The sequence below is a fragment of the Treponema sp. OMZ 906 genome (genome assembly GCF_024181185.1).
Lineage (GTDB): Bacteria > Spirochaetota > Spirochaetia > Treponematales > Treponemataceae > Treponema.
In genome coordinates, this window is the sequence record NZ_CP051196.1 from 2,609,577 (window position 1) to 2,630,957 (window position 21,381).

Genomic DNA, 21,381 nt, shown 5'->3' on the forward strand with positions numbered 1-21,381 from the left:
TCATCTCTCCTCGCTACTTGAGCCTATCATAGACCAAAAACGGAAAGTTAGAAAGGGGGAAGTGTCAAAACAACAAACATTATTCCATTTGACAAAAGGCCGTATGCGTATTACCGTGTAGAGAGAAACTTCAAAATCCGCCGATTTTTGGAAATCTCCCTATAATGCTCTATAAAGGAAAGATATATGAAAAACGTACCGGCAGAAACTCTCCGACACAATATAAAGTATTTGGATTTACTCTCCCGCTCATTTCCCAATGTTACTACCGCAGTGGAAGAAGTGGTCAATCTAAAAGCCATCCTGAATTTACCGAAAGGCACCGAGCATTTTTTGACGGATATTCACGGAGAAGCGGAAGCGTTTAATCATGTGATGCAAAATGCTTCGGGTGCTATCCGACGGAAAGTCTCCGAAGAACTCAGCTCAACAGTCAGCATCGATGATTTAGAAGAGCTCACCACGCTTATCTACTATCCTAAGGAAAAGCTCGAACTGATCAAAGCGGAAAAAGAGGCCAATATTACAAACTGGTACGAATTAACCATTTACCGGCTGGTACGGGTGGCGAGGGCAACAGCATCAAAGTATACGCGGTCAAAGGTGAGGAAACTGCTGCCGAAGAGCTTTGCCTACATAATGGAAGAGCTGCTGCAGGAGGATGAACACCGCTTTAACAAGAAGGATTATTACAGCGAAATTATCAAAAGCCTCGTAGAATACGGACGCGCGGATTTGTTCATTATCGAGCTATCCGAAGTGATAAAAAAATGTACCATCGATCATCTGCATATTATCGGCGATATTTTTGACCGCGGCCCGTCCCCGCATAAAGTGATGGATACACTGATGGCACAGAACAGTCTTGATATCCAGTGGGGCAACCACGATATCCTCTGGATGGGTGCTGCTGCGGGATGCAGGGCATGTGTTGCAACGGCGATACGGATTGCACTCCGCTATTCCAATATCGATTCCATTGAGGACGGATACGGGATTAGTCTCTTGCCGTTGGTGAGTTTTGCACAGCATGTGTATAAGGATGATCCATGCACGCAGTTTATGCCGAAGGTAAACGAGAAAAAGCCCTTCGACGTCGATGCAGAGCTGCTGGCAAAAATGCATAAGGCAATCAGCATCATCCAATTCAAACTTGAAGAGAATATCATCGAGCAAAATCCTTCATATAATATGGAACACCGAAAGCTTTTGCGAACGCTCAACCCTACTGCGGGCACCATCGAAATTGAAGGGAAAACCTATCCCCTGAACGACACCTCGTTCCCGACCATCGACCCCGCACATCAAACAGCGCTCACCGACGAAGAACAGTACCTCATCGATACGCTGACCAATACGTTCATGGCAAGCGAAAAACTCAAGCAGCATGTCAGGTTCTTGTATGCAAAGGGGAGCATGTACCGACGCTATAACGATAACCTGCTCTTCCATGCGTGCCTGTTGCTGAACGAGGACGGCAGCTTTAAGGAGAAAGAGATAGACGGCGCCGTATATTACGGCAAAAGCCTGATGGATAAATACGACCAGATGGCGCGGGAAGCCTACTTTTCCGGGCAAAATGCGGATTTTCTGTGGTTCTTATGGTGCAATCAGGATTCGACGCTGTTTGGCAAGACAAAGATGACCACCTTTGAACGCTACTTTATCGATGATAAAGCAACGCATAAGGAGCCGTCCTCGCCGTACTATAAGCTGATGGAACGGGATGACGGAACACTTGCCGCACGGATTCTCAAGGAGTTCGGACTAAGCGGCAACGCTCATATCGTTAACGGGCATACACCGGTCAAAGTTGTAAAAGGCGAAAGTCCGATTAAAGCGGGCGGCAAGCTCTTGGTCATCGACGGCGGATTTTCAAAAGCCTACCAAAAGACCACCGGTATTGCAGGCTATACGCTTACCTATAACTCTTATGGGATGACGCTGATAAGCCACCACCCGTTTGAGTCCGTTGACAAAGTTTTACGCGAAGGCTTCGACATTGAATCGACCAAAGAGGTAATCGAAACTTTAGTTGAACGAAAGCGGGTAGCGGATACCGACACCGGCGCCGACATGAAGGAAAAAATCCAAAACTTGGAAATGCTGATTAGCGCCTACAACAAGGGCATTTTAAAACAGCAGGATTAACGACACAAATACTTTTCCGCATACTGATGCGCAGCAGCCGGTTCCGGTTCGTAGTAACGCTTGATGCGGATAAGCCGCTGTGCAATGGATGCAAGATTATCTCCCCTGCCAAGCCCGTAGAGTGCCAACGCCGCATCGCCGATCAGTTCACCGTCGGCAAAAGCGGGGAGTGCAAAAGTTCTACCGGTCATATCGGCTTTCATTTGGCACCAGATAGCATTATGCGCCTGTCCGCCGGACAAGGTATACACGGGATGAAAACCGGAAGCTTGTTCCAGTAAATCACAGCCGTGCCGGATACGGAACGCAAGCTCCTCTACAAAGGCACGCCCCTGCCCCGCAAAGGTCGCAGGATATGCACCCGAAGTAACGAACGGCTCTGCGGCGATCCGTTCCATTGCGGCGATGTAATCGTTACCTAAAAACCCGTGGGACACCAGAAACGAGGAAAACGCTGCGCCGGAAGACGGAATAACGGATGACAGATTCCACAAATCAGGCATAACCGATGGCAGCAGCAGCGTTTTTTCAGCACGGCGCGGCTGCGAGATGCAAACGTTAATGCCCTCACTTGAACCGGCACGGTCGCAGGCGGTACCCGCCGTCAGCGTTCCCGTCCCGATAAGCGCCGCGATAAAATCCGGTACACCGGCGATAACCGGAATACCGCAAAAGCGTCCGATTACCGTACCGGCGGCTGTGAAAGGCGGCAGCAAACCGGCTAGTCTTTCCGTATCGATATGCAGCGCTTCCGAAAACCGGAAAAGCTCTTCTTTACTCCAATATGCCGCCTCGTAGCGCGGATCAGGGAGGCTGGTTACCGCCGCGCCGGTTAAAAGGTAAGAGACATATTCCTGCCCGGAAAAAAGCTGCGCGGCGCCGGCGAATACATCAGGATACTTTGCACGGAAAGCCGCAATCCGCGGCAAAAAAAGGGACAGCCCCGTCGGCGGGATAGATGCAGCTCCATCTTGCGGCGCCGGTATAGTAGCTCCCTGCTGCCCCGATACGGTAAGCCCTTGCGACACAGGTTCATTCCATAAAAACAGGGCATCGTTTTTTGCCGCATCAATAATACCGTTCATAACATCATCGGGGGGGAGAGACGCGGAGAATAAATGCCTGTCAACGTTGATATGTATCTTGGGTACGCGTCCGGCAGAGTTTATGTTTGCTTCCGGCACGCGGCGGTTTTGAGGTACGGCAACAAACGAAGGACCATTTCCGGAAACACAAATAGCTTCTACCGTATAATCAGCGGGTAAGATATGCCATGCAGCAAAAAAGGCCTGCACCCAGTCTACCGCCTGAACAGGCTGAGGGAACAGCAAGCGTATAAACTTGAGTACTGTTCCGGCCTCGGTAATAAACGCTGCTTTTAGCGACGACGTACCGATATCGGCACATAAAATACCACTTTGCATGAACCTATTGAGCGCCGCCGGAGAAAGATTCGTCGTTTGCAAGTATTTGGTTTATATCGCCGTCATCAACTTCCGAACGAGTATGTACAGAGGCAAAACGGGTACTATACCAATCAACCCGCCGAGTAAGGAACATCAACAGTGCAACAACACAGAAAATACCGATACTGCCGATAAGCAGTGCATAATCTTCCGATTGCAATATGCCGAACAATAAAAAATAGGATATGGCTTGCACCGCCGTTAACAAGACACCCCAACGGATTTGCTTAAAAATTGCCGCAGTATAAAATCCGACAACGGTACACACACCAGCCGTCGCAATCAAATAGCTAAGGCTAAACGAAACATGTTCGGAAAAAGACAATAACAGCAAGTAAAATAACACATCAGCAAGCCCGATAAGAAAATACTGGATGGGATGAATCCGCACCGCGCTCCACAATTCACATAAAAAGATCGCTAAAAACGGCACCGCTAAAAAAAGGAGCGCATAAGTAATGCACCGCTTTACTTGCGAATAATGATTAACGGGAGTGATAAAACCGATCTTTACCGTTTCGGGCGAACTGCGGAGACTTGGAGAAGCTTTTGTCGCATAACTGTCGTATTCATCGTACACATCCGTATCTTTGGATATACTGAAATCTTGAGCTCTCCAGCTGCGGGGAAATACCGTGCTTAACCCGGAAATACGCCAGTCGGCGGAAAAGCCCGAATTGTCGAGTGTTCGGTTTTTCGGCAGCCATCCTCCCGCAAAGCTGGGAGCAGACCATGTCGACTGTACGGCAAAACTGTTGTCCGCAGCAAGCGGTACGATACAAAGGCTTTTACCCCCTTGGATGGAAATGGAACCTTCTATCGAAAAGCCGGAACGCACAATATCTTCCGGCACCATGTAATACACGGCATTGCGGAACGGAGAGGCTCCGGCAGGGGCAGTCAGCGCTTCAAGCAGCGGTTTACCGTTTCCATAAAGCGCAGGATAAGCGGTTAATGTCTTTTTATCTTTTATCCCAAGGATAAGTACCGCATCCTTATAACGGATATTTTTTTCCGCGATATTGAATTGACTAAATTGGAACCCTGAGAATGAGGCGGTTACCGCGAGATCACCGTTAAAAACAGGCACGGTAAAGATACCCCGCGAAAGGCGATAGGGATCAATCTGTGTTACCAGATTATATGTTTCAGGAACCGTGAGGATATAGTCCGTTTTTTTTCCCTTTTTGACAACCTTCCCGGAAGAATCCGTATATTCGACCAATTCGTCATACGGCACGGCGAGCACAAGTCCTTCAATAACAGGCTCTCCCCCAGCCGGTTCCATGATAGACGCTTCGGCAGTCCGCCGGTACCCTTCCCGATCATTAACAAGCGAGCGGATAAATGCAAGCGGGATAAGCAGTACCAGCATCATAATAAAAATGATAACCGGCTTTATCCATGCCGCTTGATGAGAAAATAGCGATTTCTTCGGCATAGCAACCGTAATCTCCGAGGATTGTTTTACATCCATATCAATTCCAACTTTGTCTCATCTTATTTGTTATCTATTTTATGCTGTGTATTCGGATCCGCAGTATGGAGCATCCGTTCGATAATATCCCTATTATCCAATAGGCCGCTTAAAGACTGATTATGATGCAATCGCGAAATAGTCTGTGCGAACAGCCCCGAAACATCGGTTGAAATATACCATTCTTTCTTGAGCAACTCTTCGTGGTATACCGCATTAGTACCGATGATGCGGTAAAAAAAACCTTTTTGATAGGCTTCATCAAAAAGTTGGGTTGCATCACCGGTGAAGAACGGCAAACTCACAGCTGCAATAACTTTTTTTGCGCCCTTGTTTTTAAGGAACTCCATCGCCTTTAATAAGGTTCCGCCTGTACCGAGCATATCATCGGCAAGGAAGGCGGTTTTGCCGGTCACATCCCCTAATAAGTTAATATTGACAATATTGGATTGCTTTGCATTTTGCGTAACGACGGAATAGTCCCGCTCTTTATAAATCATCGCAAGCGGTTTTTTTAGGCCGCTGGAATAAAATTTATTCCGATCTACCGCACCGCTATCGGGAGCAACAATAACAAACTCTGCATTGGGATCAGCAAGATTTTCAATCTTTGAAAGTTCGCGCATAATCTGATAACTTGCATGGAGGTTTTCGATACGAGCCGTATGAAAGGCATTCTCAATCTCACGAGAATGGATATCCAGTGTAATGATTTGATCGACGCCGAGTGTTTCGTAAAAATGGCCTAACATACTAGCAGTTAGTCCTTCACGCCCCTTCTTTTTATGCTGGCGGCTATACGGATAGACGGGAACTACCAGTGTAATATGTGCAGCTCCGGCATAGCGTACGGCGTCGATGGTTACCATCATCGACATAAGATGATCATTCACCGAAAAAACATGCTGATTTTTACCTTCATTCACCCAAAGCGGATAATGGTTTTCTACATCTTGAAAAATAAATACGTTCTTACCGCGGATACATTCCAATATTTCAGTCTTAAATTCACCGTTTGTAAAATAGGTAAAACGAGCATTCACTTTAAATCGGGGAACACGAATTTTTTCAATCTCGTTATTTTCATGTAATCCGGAAGAAATAAGGTCGTTATAAAAATTGATGTCCCGGATAAGCCTTTCTTTTTGTAAATTATATCGTTTTATTAACTTGTCTATCTTTCTATTAAGTTTTTCTACATAAATATGTTTTAAGTGTTTAATTACCGCATCGGCAAAATGTTCGCCGCCCGGACACGCCAGAATTGCCAAATTCGCAGAACCGGAGTATGTCATACCCGCCCCCTCATGTCGGAATAAATTTGAGCATTAGTTTACATGTTTTTAAAAAAAATTCAATCGGTCGTTGTAGGGTAAACGCATCAGGTTGCTTTTTAACAACCCCGCGGAAAGATTGATACTATTCGACCAGAGTTGAACCGCTTCGCGTTTCAAATGGTCTCATAGTATCAATCTTTCCGCGTTTTTTATCTACTCTACCTGATGCGTTTACCCGCTTGTTAGAAAAAATGTACGAAATTTTAAGCAAAATTTCATACAAAAGGAAGGCAAACGCATTAGGGCACACACGGATTTAGCTTTCCGTTAGCCTTTTGAAAATAGCTTGTTGAGAAACGTACATCCGTGTACGTTTCTCAACGACGAGATTTGTGCTGCCACAAATCTCGCTTCTGTTAAATTTCACGGACATCCGTGTCCGTTCTGCAATTACAAGGCGCGAGCACAAATTAACCGCAAGCGTATCTATGATACGTTGAGGACACTTTTTTGTCGTATGACGCAGTAGATGCGTCGTATATTTTCAAAAGGACATCCTAGAAACCGAGACCAATACCAAGCTTTATCCCTAGACCGGACAGCGTTGTAAATGCCCGCTTGAAATCCTGCGAGGCAACGGATGCAGCAAGGTTAAACGTAAACCAACGCGAATCTATAAAAAGACAAAACTCATGCTTCCACATCCGTTCGACATATCGGCTATCCAAATATACGCCGAGCACCTTTGCAAAACGGCTTTCAATTTTAAGCCCTCCGTCTACATAATACGGCTTTGCATTAAGAATCGGAAAAGCAAGAAATGGTGATAAAATCAAGTAATCATTTTGAAACGGCTTAAAATCGGCGCCGATACTTACCTTACACGGGCGCATAATTTTCTTTTTAGCCAAGGTACCGGAAAGGCTCGTTTTTGTTGTTTGGTTAAAAAAGGAAGTACCCCCACTCGTAATACCGTCTAAAAGGTTAGCCACAGAACCGTCATAGTTAAATGTAGCCTGCATACCTTTCGTCGTTACGATCGGCATAATCGGTAAGTAGTCGATACCGCCCGTAATCGCGACCCAACCTGTTGGCCGGAATACACCGGTTAAACTTAAATCAACACCGCCGTTTTTTAAAACCTCAAGTATAGAAAAATTTCTATTGGCTAAATAATCCGGTAGATACCCATAAATATTTGCAGTACCTTGAGCTTTCAGTGTAATACCATCAACCACACCGCCTGTCATATGCGGAGACAGACTATATGTTCCGCTGGGATTTTCCATATATGCGACAGGTGCAAAATATGCAACCCGTGCCGAAAAACCGTAAGTCGGATTATTAAACTGATACATTAGTCCGGCATCAGCGAACACATTGATCTTTGCATTCAAAGTACCATGAATTGTCTGACCGGTTGCAATCGCCGGGTTACCGTTAGCTGCAAGATCAAGCAAACTCTTCGGTAAATTTCCCCATACATCCCCATTAGCGGTAATAGAAAACTTTACCGTATGTTTTTCCAATACGGTGAACCGGAAAAATGTGTCAACATCCAAAAGCGCACCTACATGTATGCCCGATTTCATCGTATCTTTTGAAAGTTGATTAAGGTCGATAACCAATTCAGGCCGAAAAAAATCCAACACAGAAACCATATTATTGGCAGCGGTAGCCGAAACAACAAATCCCGTATGCAGAGAGAACGGACGAACCTTCTTAGGCTGCTGTGTCGGTTCATTCATTTCAACCGACTGTGATACATCTTTCTGCTCTTGCGCTTTATTGTTCTGTTCCGGGGCAATTCCGGCGCCGGAAGATTCGTCTTTAGCATTTGCGTTTGGAGCCGGCGAAGCCGGGAATTCAGTCACTCCGGTATCCGTATGAGCTGCCGGCGCGGCAGAAACGTTTTCGGCAGCAGCAGGCAGTGCGGTACTGCCGTTATCAGCAGCAGAAACGGCAGCGGACGCTTCGCTTTCGGGTAGAGCAGCCGCATGTTCTTGGGGAGACTCTGCCTCTTCTGCGCCAGTCGCTTGAGCAGGAACGATAGCTCCATCGGCTTGATCACGATCAGTTGTTGCTGCTTGTTCGGTTACTATTTTAGAATCGGTACTCGTACCTACCGCATCCTGTCCAAACGCCGTAACAACGCCTAGTACGATATATAATACAATAAACCATTTTTTTTTCATTTTACTTTCCTCAGGATATTCCGGTAATTAGTTCACTTTCATCGAATAATTGATATCCGTTTCCGCTAAGACAGTAATCGATGCTCCCAGTTTAAAATCACGCTTCAACGAATATGAGCCTTGCGGTAGTTCCAACACCAACTCCGGTGAGACGGGATACTTTTCGAGAAGCTTTTTCAATTCTGAAGAAGTGAGCTTTACCGTCTGCTCTCCTGCAGCCGCTGCTATTTCTTTTTTAATGGGTTTGTCAGAGTCACCCTTAATAGCATTGCCGGAACCGTCTTTGAATCGCAATATACATTTAGGCACAGGACCGCTCAAATCATTTTTTAAGTTAATATGTACATTAAGTGCCTGTAATGAATCTAAAATCTGATCATCAAGGCCGAAAGGTTTATCATGAACACTACGCCTGCCGAATAAATCGGTGCCGGACATATTTATACCGAACATATCCATCAATGAAAGCGGATGATCCGACTCTACTTTAAAACCTACCGGCACATCCAAAACAAGATCAATACTTACCTTAGGCTTTTTATCTTTGAGAGTATTATACTCCGCACGGGTAATCGGAATTTCCCCCATATTAAGCGTACAGGTAAGTTGCAAATTTTTCGGATAGTCGTTCATAATACCCGCCAAGGTCTTTGTAATACCGGACTCTCCCTGCTTTATAGAAAGCATAGCATCCGGAATAGCGCCCATAAATATTTTATCCGAAGGGAATGTACCGGCAGGAAGTGCTTTCAAGGTAATATTACTCTTGTCTACCAAGACTGCCGGTGTATCAGTCGTCTCTCCCGTCTTAATATACGTTGCCGTTAATTTTACATTCATTTTTGTACTTCCAAGCAACCCCGAATCGGAGCCCGCATAAAAATACGCAGGAATTTCTTCCAGTTTTATGCCGGAATCTTTCAATTTTGAAGTCAGCTCGGATAAGTCCATCTTGCCCGTCTGTGGGAAAGAAACGGTTTGATTAGCTTTTGCCTTTAAAATAATTTCTTCCCAATCGGGATTAAACTGAATAGAACCGGATAATGTTATATCCTTGCCTGTCTCTATGTTCTTCAAGGTAAAGGTAGTGCCAGTAGTATTCGGTAAAATCACCTGCATTTTTAAATCAAACTTAGGCAGAGGCTCAATATCTAAATCGAAAGCAGTCCCGCCATTACAGCTATACTCTTGTTCCGTTTTGCCGGATACGAATACTCTTTCCTCTGGTGGCACCATTTTAAAACTAGTGGAAGAAAGCTTTATTTTTATATCATTTTCTGCTGGTAAACCGTTATCAAGTTTAATTTTTGCAGATACTGTCTTAAACTTTATCTTTTTAACCCAGTCTTTCATATCTTGCGGAACATCCTGCTCCCTATCAACTGTAAGGCCGGAAGGATGTTGCAGTGTAATTTCTTTAAACTTTTTAATATCAAGCGCTAAGGTAACAGGCAGACTGTCTTGTTTCGTATATGTTGCATTATTCAGCTTTACTTTGAATGCAGGAGTATAGGAGAGCTGCTGCTTATTCAAATTTTGATTTTCCAGAGAAACGGTATTTCCTAACGGCCGATAGTCCGAAGGGATAATAGAGAAGCCGCCTACCCCACCTTGTTCTACCTTCATTTTTTCTTTTATCGTAATGCCTGACCACTCGTTCGGCATTTGCGCGGTAAACTTCATAAAACCTTCAGCAATCGTTGCCTTTTCAAATTCAGTAGGTAAGGACAGAGGAATGGTTTGAGTCGGCAAAGAAACATCAATATCAGCAGCAGTTACACCCGTCGCTTTTTTTATGTCACCTTCCAACTTGGTACCCAGAGAAATAGTACCGGAACCGCTTGTAAGATTTAGCGTCAATTGAAACCTTACCGTGTTGTTTATAGTAATACCGTCTAATGAAAATTCAATCTTCTTTCCATCAAGGGATATAGTTCCCGGAACAGACGCTCCATGACTTTCCATCGTTGCTGCTGTAATGGTATAAGTTACAGTCGCAGAGCTTGATGATAACGTGAGCTTTGCACCGTTTTCAAAAGAAATCGCATTAAAACCTGTAAAACTGACATTAACAGACTGCCTATGTGAGAGGAACGGTGCTATACCTGGCGGGATAGTAATAGGGATTGCAGTGCCGGTATTAAACCGATTAAGTAATTCCTGATTGATACCAGACACATCTATAGGAACATCTTTCTTTTGCTGTAAATCGGGAACAGAAATCTTCTTCTCAAAATTTTGAGAAAGTGCGGCATTGTCTCCCGATCCGCCGTTTCCCAGCGGATCCCCATTGAAATACTTGCTTATATCAAGCTCTAAGGTTTGGAGCGGATAATGCACTAAATAGCGGAGTTTATCATCCCCTCCGGAAGGCTGATACCGGTACAGACGAATGTTTTTATTGTTCTTTTGCAGCGTTTCTTCAAGTTTTGTGAATACTTCAGCTTCAGTAATACTTTTTTCACCCAGCGGTACATAAACCGTCGGTTTTGCCTTTATTCTAACGCTTGAAAAAGGCTGTAAACCACAGGCGGCAGTAAAAGCCAAAGCAATAAGTATACTGATACACATAGGATATTTGCTATATTTATGATAAGACATCTTTTCCCCCTTACTTTACAGGCAGGATGCTGCCAAAAAATCATGACGGTTTAGAACGATGGTGCTATTTAATAGTTTATAGAATATACCATGTTATCTATGCAAAAACAAGAAGTTACGATAAAGAGCTCCACCTAAAATAGCGTCGGAGCTTTTTATCTCTTTACGTGTACGCGTAATGCGCGCACGACTAAAAGCTTTTTCGGAAACTGATGTTTCCTGTAAAAGTTTTTATGGGAGCAAGAAAGATAATTACATCAGGTTGTTTTTAATCTATCGAGAATTATTTTCCGATACTCATACTGAGGCTTATTGTTATGAACATAAAACTGAAAATCGGAATCTTATCGGGCATATTGGTGTTGCTATTGCTTATTGCGGCCGGAACTTTTATGCAGATTTCTAAACCGGCTGATACGCTCGAACATCAGATTGTGCTACTTGCCGGTTACGAACGTAACATACTCTACGTACGCGGTACTATATATCGTTATGGTGTTGCCGGTGTACATATCCCTTCTTCTGTTACCAGTGCGTTAAGTAAATACGAGCCCACATTAGTTGCCGTGGAATATGCAGCGGAAAAATATACGGAAAAGGATGCTGTATTGCGGAACAGCCTTTCGGAATATTTTACTTCAGCCCGTTCAATAAATGCGGAATTTACCACACTGGTTAATGACTATAACCAGTTGGGCGCAGCAAAACCGAAGCCGTTTGATGAAAGGAAGTTGGAAACAATTGAAAAACTAATCAACACTCATGTTAATAACTTTGACACAGTATCAGGCGCATTAGAGAGCGCCGCCAGCCGGTATCGTAAACAGGCAGCAATTCTTTCGGGGATATTGATTTCGGTAACCTGGCTGTTAGGTCTTTTTGTTACATGGGCACTGGTACAAACTATTTATACCATCTTACTTGCCCGCAATGCGAAAAGACGAATTGTGCTGAAAGCAGGGCCAAAAACTGATGTTTCTGGGCAAAGATTGACGACCGGTTTGAGTGGGGTGCAAAACAGGACGGATAGAAACGGCTTATATGTTTATAAAACAGATGGAGAATTGGTGGATGCAGGTGATGCTTTGAAAAACTACGGCTCGGCTGATGCCACATCGCAGCTACAACTTGCTTCCGGGGTATCACCTTTCCGGTCGTCTCAATCGGGACAATCAGCACAGTCGACGCGCTTCACGTTCGGCAACTATGAAGCAGGGGTATCTGCAGAATCCGAGGCATCGATAACATCGTGGAAAGCGAAAAACCGTAGCGATATGGAAAACCGCTTTACTGGTAATACGCAGCCCGATACAAAGAATAGTGCTTTTGCTGAAAAACAGGCAGATCTTCTTGAGCGAAATACACAGCTAGAACAAAATCTTACCGAACTCCAACGTAGCTATGATTCACTGGAAAAGAAACACGCCGATCTGCAGGCAACATATAAAACGATGCAAGTAACAGCCGAGAAAGAGCGTACCGGATACCACCATTCGGCCGCTCAGATGAAAGAAATTCTTTCTTCGGTACAACAAACCGCTGAAAATCACCGCAGCGATTCCGAAGCGGCAAAAAAGCTAGTGGAAACATTTAAAACAGGGCATCAGCTGTTCAAAACAACCCATGAGCATTTGCAGTTTATTATCCAAAATGTTTCGAAAATCCAAGAAATGTCCGAAATTATAGAAAGTATTGCAGAACAAACAAAGATGCTGAGTATGAATGCGGCAATCGAAGCGGCACATGCCGGCGATGCCGGTAAAGGCTTTGCCGTTGTTGCCGAAGAGCTGAGCCGTCTCGCCGCTGCCGCGCTGGAAAGTTCACACGATATCGGCGGAACGATAAAACAAGTAGTAACCGTCATTACCGGCATTGGAACCACCAGTGATGAACTCGATCAATCTTTCGAAAAAATTCATTTGCAAACGGATACTATTTATACATCGCTAGTAGACTTTTCATCAATGATTGAAAAAACCGGCGACGAGGCAAAAACGGCTTTAATGCACTTTTCCACCTTAGAATAGATGTTTTTGAGATTGTTGAGTCATGAGAACCTCTGAAAGCTCCGTCCGCTTTTGAGGTTCTCGATAGAAGAAATGTTTACAACTGCATACTATCCAATAACGCTTTGAGCGCGGTCACCTCTTCTGTAGTGAGCGTAACCCCCTTGCCCATCTTTTCGTGATCGGGAGACCAACTACGAAGGTCATATTTAGGGCTGCGTCCATTCCATGCTACTGAGTTTAATTCCATTGTCCATCCGCTTTTTGAAGTAGAAAGAACCCCATATTTTTGTGTAATTTCATAGCTGAATTCATCTGCCATACCTACCTCCATGTATATTGAACAAACGCATTATAAAAATTTTAAGCGTTTGCTTTCATTTCTACACAAAATTTTGAACAAAATTTTGCATATTTTTTCAGGGTAAGGGTAAATGCATCAGATAAATAGATAAAAATCGCAGAATGAGGAGGCCGGGCAACCATTTGAGCCACAATGCGGCGAAATTCTGGTTGAACAGCCTCATCATTCTGCGGGGATATTCAAGAAATCTCTGATGTGTTTACCCTGTTATCCATGTATGTGTTATAACATAATCTCATCGATAGGACTAGCAAGTAAAAATTATTTTGTTATTTTTGTTATATATGCTTGACATTAATGTAATCTTTTGCTAACATAACAGTATACAAGAACTTTCTTGTAAGGAGGTTGCTATAAGTCAAAGGCGTTCGTAAAAGTATTGATAAGTGTGAATGATTTATACTCTATTTTAAACCGCTCCATCTTGCATACTCCTGGAGCGGTTTTTTTATGTAATCACCACCTCCGGCACAGAGCGTAGGCGAGAAGCCGCACCCGGTTCAAACAAACCGTTGTTCAGGTTACAGATAATGCAGTATGTTTTCAGAAAGACAAATCTCAATTATAATAGACCTGTTCGATAACTGCGTTGTCGAACAGGTCGACGAGTTCTAAATCGCGCAAATAGCACGATTTAGAACATCGCATTTCAAGGTAACCTGTTCTGAAACTGAAGTTTCCGGACAGGTTTAATAGTTACCAAAGGAACCTATTAGATGATACTTTATCACGGAAGCAGGGAAATACGAGGTATATGATGAAAAATAATAGTTCGTTATTTTATGTGTGCAGTCTTTTGGAATATATCGGCCGCCTCTGCAAAATTGAACGGTCAAAACTGGTAAATCAACAACCTCGATGCAGAGCATCGGGGTATGTTGTTCTCATAAGGTGGTTGCAGTCGGTTTTAATACCCTTTGTTACGACGCAAAGCGTCAGGGTATTAAACCCTCCGCACGAATCAACTTGGGAAAAACAATATAAAAAGACTTTATAAAGATGCAGACACGCTTCATTGCGAACCGATTGAAAAAATTGCCGATGAAGTTATATCCATTTATAATATAACATCCGGAGACTTTGATAATGTTTTACGGTGTCATTATGCAGTTCCGGATTATTGGACAATCGGCGCAGTATACGAACGCCTTATTGAAGATATTTGTGCAGAGAACGAATCTATTGATTTTATTGTTGACACATTGGTCTTTGTTTATTCGTCATGGATTGACGGAGCAATTTCAAATTATAATACGGATTTTTTCTATCAATCCCGTGAGTATATTTTTGAATCGTGGAAAGAGGGAGCTGTACTTCAATAAATAACCCCGACGCAGAGCGTTGGCGGGGATGGCGCGTATTAAACCGCACGAATAACTTACGAGGCACTATTCATGGCAAAGACGGCAAATATTACTATCAGAATCGATCCTGAAACAAAGACAAGTGCGGAACAACTTTTCTCAAGCTTCGGCATCACCGTAACGGATGCGATCTCTATTTTTCTTCATAAGTCTATTATGGAAGGGGGACTGCCCTTTGAGGTGAAACAGCCCCGCTTCAATGCTGAAACCGAAGCGGCGATTGAAGAAGCGAGAGGCATTATTGCAGGGAAAATACCTGCAAAACGCTATGGTTCCGTTCGCGACTTGTTTAATGAGCTGGACAAAGAAATAACCGCTGAATTATGATGGAACTGGTAACAACGGGAGCTTTCCGAAAAGACTACAGATTATAAACAGCCCAATTTTGCAGACTTTTAAAGTTGTTTTTTATGCTCAAAAATGAAGAGAAGGAAGGGGGTAGCCCTGTAAAAAGCTTTTCACAAAATTGCATTTGAGTAAAGTCACTTGACAACATGCGCATAAATACATATCATAAATTATGACATTTAAAGAAATAGAAAAGTTAATAAAAAAAGACGGCTGGTATTTACAATCTACAATAGGCTCTCATTATCATTATGTGCACGATTCTAAAAAAGGAAAAGTAACAATTCCATTTCATGGTAATAAAGAATTATCAAAATATGTTGTAAATAGTATTTTGAAGCAAGCAGGCTTAAAGGAGTAAAGAATGTATATATACCCTGCATTTTTCTATAAAGATAATGACGGTTATTCAGTTGTTTTCAAAGATTTAGAACTGGCGACCGGCGGCTCTACTTTACAAGAAGCCTTACTAATGGCTGAAGAAGCATTAACGGGAAGAGTGTATCTTATGCTGCAAGATGGTGAAACGTTACCGGCAGCTACGGAAATTGGAAATATAACAAAACCGCAAGATGCTGATTTCGTTACACTTATAAAAACCGATAAAAAATATTTGATACAAGACAAAAGTGTTCGTAAAAATGTAACACTACCTGCTTGGCTTGCAGAGGCAGCGGAAAATGCAAACCTCAATTTTTCACAGGAGTTACAAAACGCATTAAAACAAAGGCTGCAAATAGCATTGTAATTTTATTCGTGCGGAGAGTTAAACACCCGCCATTCCTCCACCACCACGGACAGCAGTGATTCCACGCAGCAGCGATGTTTCGCGAATCGCAAAACATCGCATAGCATTTTTCTGTCTGCGCCGTCCATGGCGCAAGCTTTTAATCGGGGAGACCTCCCCCTCCAAATAACCACCTAAACGAACAAAAAGCCCTAACTCTTCCATTCCTTAAAATGCAGTAACTGAACAAAGTATAAACTTTGAAAGTTGCTGCATTAGTACGCGAACAGCGCATACATTAATAAGCGACGTTTGCAAAGCAAACTCGACAGTTCAGTACCGCCACGGATGGCGGTGGTTATAACAGAAGCGATATTTTGGCTTTGCCAAAATTCGCAATCAACTGATGAACAAGGAAGTTCATCAGTTGATGATGCACTATTCCAGCGGCTGAAAATAAACTTTTCTTTTCCCCACGTTTTATGCTATACTCTCCACTCTTATGAATACGGAAAATTTGAATCCTGAGCAGGCGAAGGCGGTCAATACGATTAACGGGCCGGTGCTGATTATTGCGGGGGCGGGGTCGGGGAAGACGCGCGTGATTACGTTTAGAATTGCGCACATGCTGGAAAGCGGAATTCCTCAGTCGCAGATTTTGGCGTTGACCTTTACGAACAAGGCGGCGCGGGAGATGGAGCAGCGGATTAAGGAGCTGACGGGCAAGAAGCTACAGAATTTAACGATTAGTACTTTTCACGCGCTGGGGGTGAAAATCCTGCGGGAATATATTGACCGGCTGGGATGGCGGCAGAATTTTAGCATTTATGATGAGGTAGACCGCAATCAGCTGATTAAGGAGTCGGCAAAGGAACTGAAAATTGCGACGGAGACGCTCGATGTGTACGGAGTGGGGACGCTGTTTTCTCAGATAAAGACGGGGCAGAAAAACTTTACGGCACAGACGGCGGTGTATCGTCCGTTGTATAACGAATATCAGGCGGGACTCAAGCTGTTTAATGCGGTGGATTTTGACGATTTGATTATGCTGCCGATTAAGCTTTTTACCGAACATCCCGATGTGCTTGCGGTGTACAAGAACCGCTACCGGTATGTGATGGTGGATGAGTTTCAGGACACGAGTATTCAGCAATATCAGATGATGCATTTGATTGCGGATGATAATGTCTGCGTGGTAGGCGATGATGATCAGTCTATTTATTCGTGGCGGGGGGCGAATTATGAAAATATCCGCCTGTTTGAAAAGGATTTCCCGCACCTGGTGGAGATTAAGCTTGAGCAGAATTACCGTTCCACCGGTACGATTTTGGCGGCAGCAAACGGGGTGATTTCGCACAATACCAACCGGAAGGAAAAAGCGCTGTGGTCGGGGAACGGCTCCGGCAAGCCCATCGAAATTTTTATCCCGGAGAATGAGGCGGCAGAGGCTGATTTTATTGCGGACACCATCCTTACCGAGAAGATGCGCGAGAACCGGAACTATGCGGACTTCGGTGTTTTGATCCGCACCAACGGCTTGGGACGCGCAATTGAAGAAGCCTTCCTCGATGCCAATATTCCGTACCGGATGTCCGGCGGCACGAGCTTTTTTCAGCGCAAAGAAATTAAAGACATTATCAGCTATCTGCGGGTGATTGCGAATCCCGACGACGACATCAATCTCCTGCGTATTATCAACACACCGCGGCGCGGTATCGGAAAAAAAACACTGGAAGTGCTCTCTGCAATCGCAACGGAAAAGGAGTGCTCTATCCGCATGGCGATTCATGCGCTGCTTGAGCGTCCGCCAGATGACTTCCGCGAAAAGAGCCTTGCCGATTTGGAGGAATTTGTCGAGCTGATAAGTTCCGAACGGAAACAGCTGCTTTCGGGAAAGGGCTTGGCAAACAAGGTACGGAAACTCGTAGAGCGCATTCAGTATTTTGATTATCTGACGCAGGAATTTCAGAAAAACGAAAAAGCGGCGCGCTTTAAGTTTTTGAATATCGAAAGCCTCTTGCAGTCCATCGATACGTGGGAGACAAATCCCGACAACTTTGACCCTTCGCTGTATACTTATCTCAATCGCATCACACTGTTGAGCCGCGATGACCAAAATGAGGAGGACACTGGCGAGGTGAATATCATGACCATCCACGCAGCGAAGGGGTTGGAGTTCCCGGTGGTGTTTATCGCTGGCGCCGAGGAAGGCATTATCCCCCATGCCCGTAGTATGGAAGAAAATGCAGGGGATGTGGAAGAAGAGCGCCGCCTGTTCTATGTTGCCATTACCCGCGCCCGCGACAAACTCATTATTACAAGCTGCCGAACGCGGCGCAGGCAGGCTGGTTTGCTGGAATGCAGCCCCTCGCCGTTCTTGGAAGAAATTCCTGCTGAGCTGGTGCAGTATCATGAGCCGGAAACGGAACCGGAGGAAGAAGATATCGCCAAGATGTTTGCCCAGATGAAGAAGAAGTTTTCGATGTAAGATGTTTATACTTGTAAAAACCTGTGAACTGATATATAGTAAAGTCCATGTTAGTGGATGATAGAATTATCGCTGAAATAATCGTAAGAATTGGGCGGCATTACAATGAAAATATCGCAACGCGTTTCTTACGTCCTTTGTTTGCACAAATTCTTTCTAATATTGATTTATCACGGCACATAGTTGATTTGACCGAACATTCCGATGATTTTGTCTTACAAGGGTTTCATCTTGATGACCTCTATTATGACATTATTGCGCTTGCCCGTTTTATCTATTTAGTCCGGCGCGATGTCCTCCCCAATATTAATTCGATTGCCGAAGCAAATACTAAAATGGCGACTGCCGATAAAGTGTACCGCAATATGGCATTCAGTAATCTGGCCCCGAACCTTAACTTATTGTCTTCAATGGTGCTTGAACTTTACCGCGCAACACTCCAATATGATACAAAAATGGCTGGACGCAGCAAGACTGTGGCGAGTCGTATTACAAGCTTGGCCGACATAGAACGCCTGTTGACGGGTACCGGTATAGATGATTAAAGGAAACTATATGACTGCTGAAGAAAAATTGATACAATGTTTTAAAAATATCAAAGATCACATTCCGTACCCCCCTAAGATCGCACTAGTGCTTGGCTCCGGACTGGGTGATCTGGCGAACGAATTGGAGGTTGACGCGACTATTCCGTATGCTTCCATTCGTAATTTCCCGCTTTCTACAGCACCGGGACACCGCGGCGCATTTGTATTTGCAAAAATAGGAGAAATTCCTATCGTTATTATGCAAGGGAGAATCCACTATTACGAAGGATATCCGATGACCGATGTGGTACTTCCTATCAGGATTATGAAAATGATGGGGGCGGAAATTCTCTTTTTAACCAATGCGGCAGGCGGGGCGAACAAAAACTTCAGCGCAGGTAATTTTATGCTGATTACCGATCATATCACCTGCCTTGTGCCTTCTCCACTCATCGGGAAAAACTTCGAAACACTCGGTGTGCGTTTCCCCGATATGACTCAAGTTTATGATAGAGATCTCCGAATACATATCAAAGCAGCAGCAGATGCCTTGCATATTCCCCTGAAAGAAGGGGTATATTGTCAATTCACCGGACCGGCTTATGAAACGCCGCAAGAAGTTCGCCTGGCAGGGATGCTCGGCGCCGATGCCGTTGGTATGAGTACTGCTGTAGAAGCAGTCGCTGCCCGCCATGCCGGTATGCGTGTTTGCGGCGTCTCGTTCATTTCGAATCTTGCGGCAGGTATGAGCAGTTCCTTATTGAGCGAACGAGAAGTGCTGGACGCAGGGGAAAAAGCAGCTCCGCTATTTAAACGACTGGTATTAAACAGCATCGGCCGCATAGGAAAAGCATAAAACGGAATTTATTCTTTCGGAAAACGATGCCGGCAGGCGGCTTGACCGTGTAATCAGAAAATTTCTGGCGGACACTCCGCTTTCGACGTTGTATGCAGCAATCCGTAAGGGCTCCATCCGCATCAACGGCAAGCGAACAGTGCTTAACTACCGGACGGCAGTAGGCGATACATTATCGATTTCCGAAACACTCCTCTCTGCTGAAAAACGACCGGTATGGAAGCAATCAGCACCCGGTGAACAAAACCATATCTCCGGCAAACGGTGCCGTGTCTCAAGCAGGCAAACTCGCATTCATACCGATATCCCGATCTTGTTAAAAACAACCGACTTGCTCATTGTCAATAAGCCGGCGAGAATTCCCGTACATGGGGAACACAGCATTGACACGCTACTTTCCGATGCTACGGCACAATTATCCGCCGATATACCGCCTTCTACCAGCTCCGCTAGTCATCCTCTGCGAAGCCTTTCTTTTAAATCAGGGCCGTTGCACCGGCTGGATAAAGATACTACCGGTGTGCTCTGTTTTTCGCAGACACTTGCCGGAGCGCAATGGTTTTCTCAATGTCTGCGGGAAAAAACGGTAGGCAAGTACTATTTAGGCGTTGTACGCGGTAATCTGCAAACACAGCTTATTACCGTCGAAGACGAAAGCGGTAAAACTATCACGCAATGTTATTCGCTGAGCTACAATAGAGGGATTGATGCGTCGCTGATACTGTTTAAGCTTATTACCGGTAAAAAACATCAGATACGAAAGCATAGCGCGAACGCAGGCCATCCGTTGGTTGGGGATCGTAAATACCGCGGAGGGAATCCGCTGCCTACCTGCAAGCACTATTTACTCCATGCGTGGCGGTTGTATTTTCCCGCCTCAAGACCGGCGGATATGCCCGCTCTTATTGAAGCTCCGTTTTTTCCCGAAATGAAAACTTCTCTCAAACAATATTTTTCAGGTTGGAGAAAAGCAGCATCCGCCATTCTTACAAATCAAACTCGAGCAGCTGGCAATTTTTAATTTCCAACCGCAATAATTCCTCTGCTGAGAAAGGCTTAAAATACGTACAAATAGCCGCTGCCATCACGCCATGGCAGACAAAAAGAATATTACCGGCCCCTGTATGCTTATCCTTTACGTCTTCTATAATACTGTATGCACGGTGCGCCACCTGTGCAAAGGATTCACCCGCAGGAAATTTTAAAAAAGGATTTTTATGAATATATAAAAACTCGGGACTATTCCACGGTTTCCCTTCGAAATCACCGAAATTTATCTCTTGTAAGTGAGTATTAGGAATAGCCGTAAGCTGTAATGCCTGTTCAATATATACTGCCGTATCCCTCGCTCTTTTGAGCGGAGATACATAAATCGTCGTGATGTTATTTTTTTCTTTATCTTCTTTTAACCGAGTGGCTACGGATTGCGCTTGTAGCCGCCCCTTTTCCGTTAGCATAGATTCCGAAACGCCGCATGCCAATTCTTTTACATTCCAGTCTGTTTCGCCGTGCCGCACAACAAAAAGCTTCATAC

General features: G+C 44.5%; 16 protein-coding genes. 9 read left to right on the forward strand and 7 right to left on the reverse strand.

Translation table 11 applies throughout. The features are described 5' to 3' along the window. Window positions 1-186: 186 nt before the first annotated feature. Complete coding sequence (locus tag E4N69_RS11835) at window positions 187-2,151, forward strand: fructose-1,6-bisphosphatase (RefSeq protein ID WP_253823949.1); 1,965 nt, start codon at window positions 187-189, stop codon at window positions 2,149-2,151. On the opposite strand, the gene E4N69_RS11840 is transcribed toward E4N69_RS11835, so the two are convergent. The 5 genes from E4N69_RS11840 to E4N69_RS11860 all read right to left on the reverse strand — a co-directional run bounded on the left by E4N69_RS11840 (window position 2,148) and on the right by E4N69_RS11860 (window position 11,137). Further along, entirely contained in the window at window positions 2,148-3,575 is a 1,428-nt protein-coding gene (locus E4N69_RS11840; protein WP_253823950.1) for a xylulokinase, read from the reverse strand. The two genes, E4N69_RS11835 and E4N69_RS11840, sit on opposite strands and share 4 nt — an antisense overlap. A gap of 4 nt (window positions 3,576-3,579) precedes the next feature. Continuing rightward, window positions 3,580-5,058 (reverse strand): cell envelope integrity protein CreD, encoded by a 1,479-nt coding sequence (gene creD / locus E4N69_RS11845; protein WP_253823951.1) that lies wholly within the window; start codon window positions 5,056-5,058, stop codon window positions 3,580-3,582. Between the two features lie 59 nt (window positions 5,059-5,117). After that, complete coding sequence (gene prs / locus E4N69_RS11850) at window positions 5,118-6,389, reverse strand: ribose-phosphate diphosphokinase (protein WP_253823952.1); 1,272 nt, start codon at window positions 6,387-6,389, stop codon at window positions 5,118-5,120. A 539-nt stretch (window positions 6,390-6,928) separates the two neighbouring features. After that, window positions 6,929-8,566, reverse strand: a complete 1,638-nt coding sequence (locus tag E4N69_RS11855; protein WP_253823953.1) for a DUF5723 family protein — start codon at window positions 8,564-8,566, stop codon at window positions 6,929-6,931. Between the two features lie 27 nt (window positions 8,567-8,593). Continuing rightward, window positions 8,594-11,137 (reverse strand): hypothetical protein, encoded by a 2,544-nt coding sequence (locus E4N69_RS11860; protein ID WP_253823954.1) that lies wholly within the window; start codon window positions 11,135-11,137, stop codon window positions 8,594-8,596. Window positions 11,138-11,484: 347 nt separating this feature from the next. Here E4N69_RS11860 and E4N69_RS11865 point away from each other — a divergent pair, with 347 nt between their 5' ends. Next, on the forward strand, window positions 11,485-13,194 hold the full coding sequence (locus E4N69_RS11865; protein WP_253823955.1) for a methyl-accepting chemotaxis protein: 1,710 nt from the start codon (window positions 11,485-11,487) through the stop codon (window positions 13,192-13,194). 76 nt (window positions 13,195-13,270) lie between these two features. Here E4N69_RS11865 and E4N69_RS11870 read toward each other — a convergent pair whose 3' ends face one another. Continuing rightward, entirely contained in the window at window positions 13,271-13,495 is a 225-nt protein-coding gene (locus E4N69_RS11870) for a YdbC family protein (protein WP_162664516.1), read from the reverse strand. 1,436 nt (window positions 13,496-14,931) lie between these two features. Here E4N69_RS11870 and E4N69_RS11875 point away from each other — a divergent pair. From E4N69_RS11875 to E4N69_RS11905, 7 genes are all read left to right on the forward strand, one after another. After that, window positions 14,932-15,228 (forward strand): type II toxin-antitoxin system RelB/DinJ family antitoxin, encoded by a 297-nt coding sequence (locus tag E4N69_RS11875; RefSeq protein WP_253823956.1) that lies wholly within the window; start codon window positions 14,932-14,934, stop codon window positions 15,226-15,228. 193 nt (window positions 15,229-15,421) lie between these two features. After that, complete coding sequence (locus E4N69_RS11880) at window positions 15,422-15,610, forward strand: type II toxin-antitoxin system HicA family toxin (RefSeq protein ID WP_162664517.1); 189 nt, start codon at window positions 15,422-15,424, stop codon at window positions 15,608-15,610. Window positions 15,611-15,613: 3 nt separating this feature from the next. Beyond that, the gene (locus E4N69_RS11885; protein ID WP_162664518.1) at window positions 15,614-15,997 is read left to right on the forward strand and encodes a type II toxin-antitoxin system HicB family antitoxin; all 384 of its coding nucleotides are present in this window, start codon (window positions 15,614-15,616) and stop codon (window positions 15,995-15,997) included. 481 nt (window positions 15,998-16,478) lie between these two features. Continuing rightward, complete coding sequence (locus tag E4N69_RS11890) at window positions 16,479-18,464, forward strand: ATP-dependent helicase (RefSeq protein WP_253823957.1); 1,986 nt, start codon at window positions 16,479-16,481, stop codon at window positions 18,462-18,464. Between the two features lie 47 nt (window positions 18,465-18,511). Then, a complete protein-coding gene (locus E4N69_RS11895) occupies window positions 18,512-19,009 on the forward strand; it encodes a hypothetical protein (RefSeq protein WP_162664523.1) in 498 nt (165 codons plus the stop codon). Between the two features lie 10 nt (window positions 19,010-19,019). Then, window positions 19,020-19,847 carry a purine-nucleoside phosphorylase gene (locus E4N69_RS11900; protein WP_253823958.1) on the forward strand — a complete coding sequence of 276 codons (828 nt, stop codon included), beginning with the start codon at window positions 19,020-19,022 and terminating at the stop codon, window positions 19,845-19,847. An 88-nt stretch (window positions 19,848-19,935) separates the two neighbouring features. Next, entirely contained in the window at window positions 19,936-20,868 is a 933-nt protein-coding gene (locus E4N69_RS11905) for an RluA family pseudouridine synthase (RefSeq protein ID WP_253823959.1), read from the forward strand. On the opposite strand, the gene E4N69_RS11910 is transcribed toward E4N69_RS11905, so the two are convergent. Then, window positions 20,834-21,379 (reverse strand): histidine phosphatase family protein, encoded by a 546-nt coding sequence (locus tag E4N69_RS11910; protein ID WP_253823960.1) that lies wholly within the window; start codon window positions 21,377-21,379, stop codon window positions 20,834-20,836. The two genes, E4N69_RS11905 and E4N69_RS11910, sit on opposite strands and share 35 nt — an antisense overlap. Window positions 21,380-21,381 lie beyond the last annotated feature (2 nt).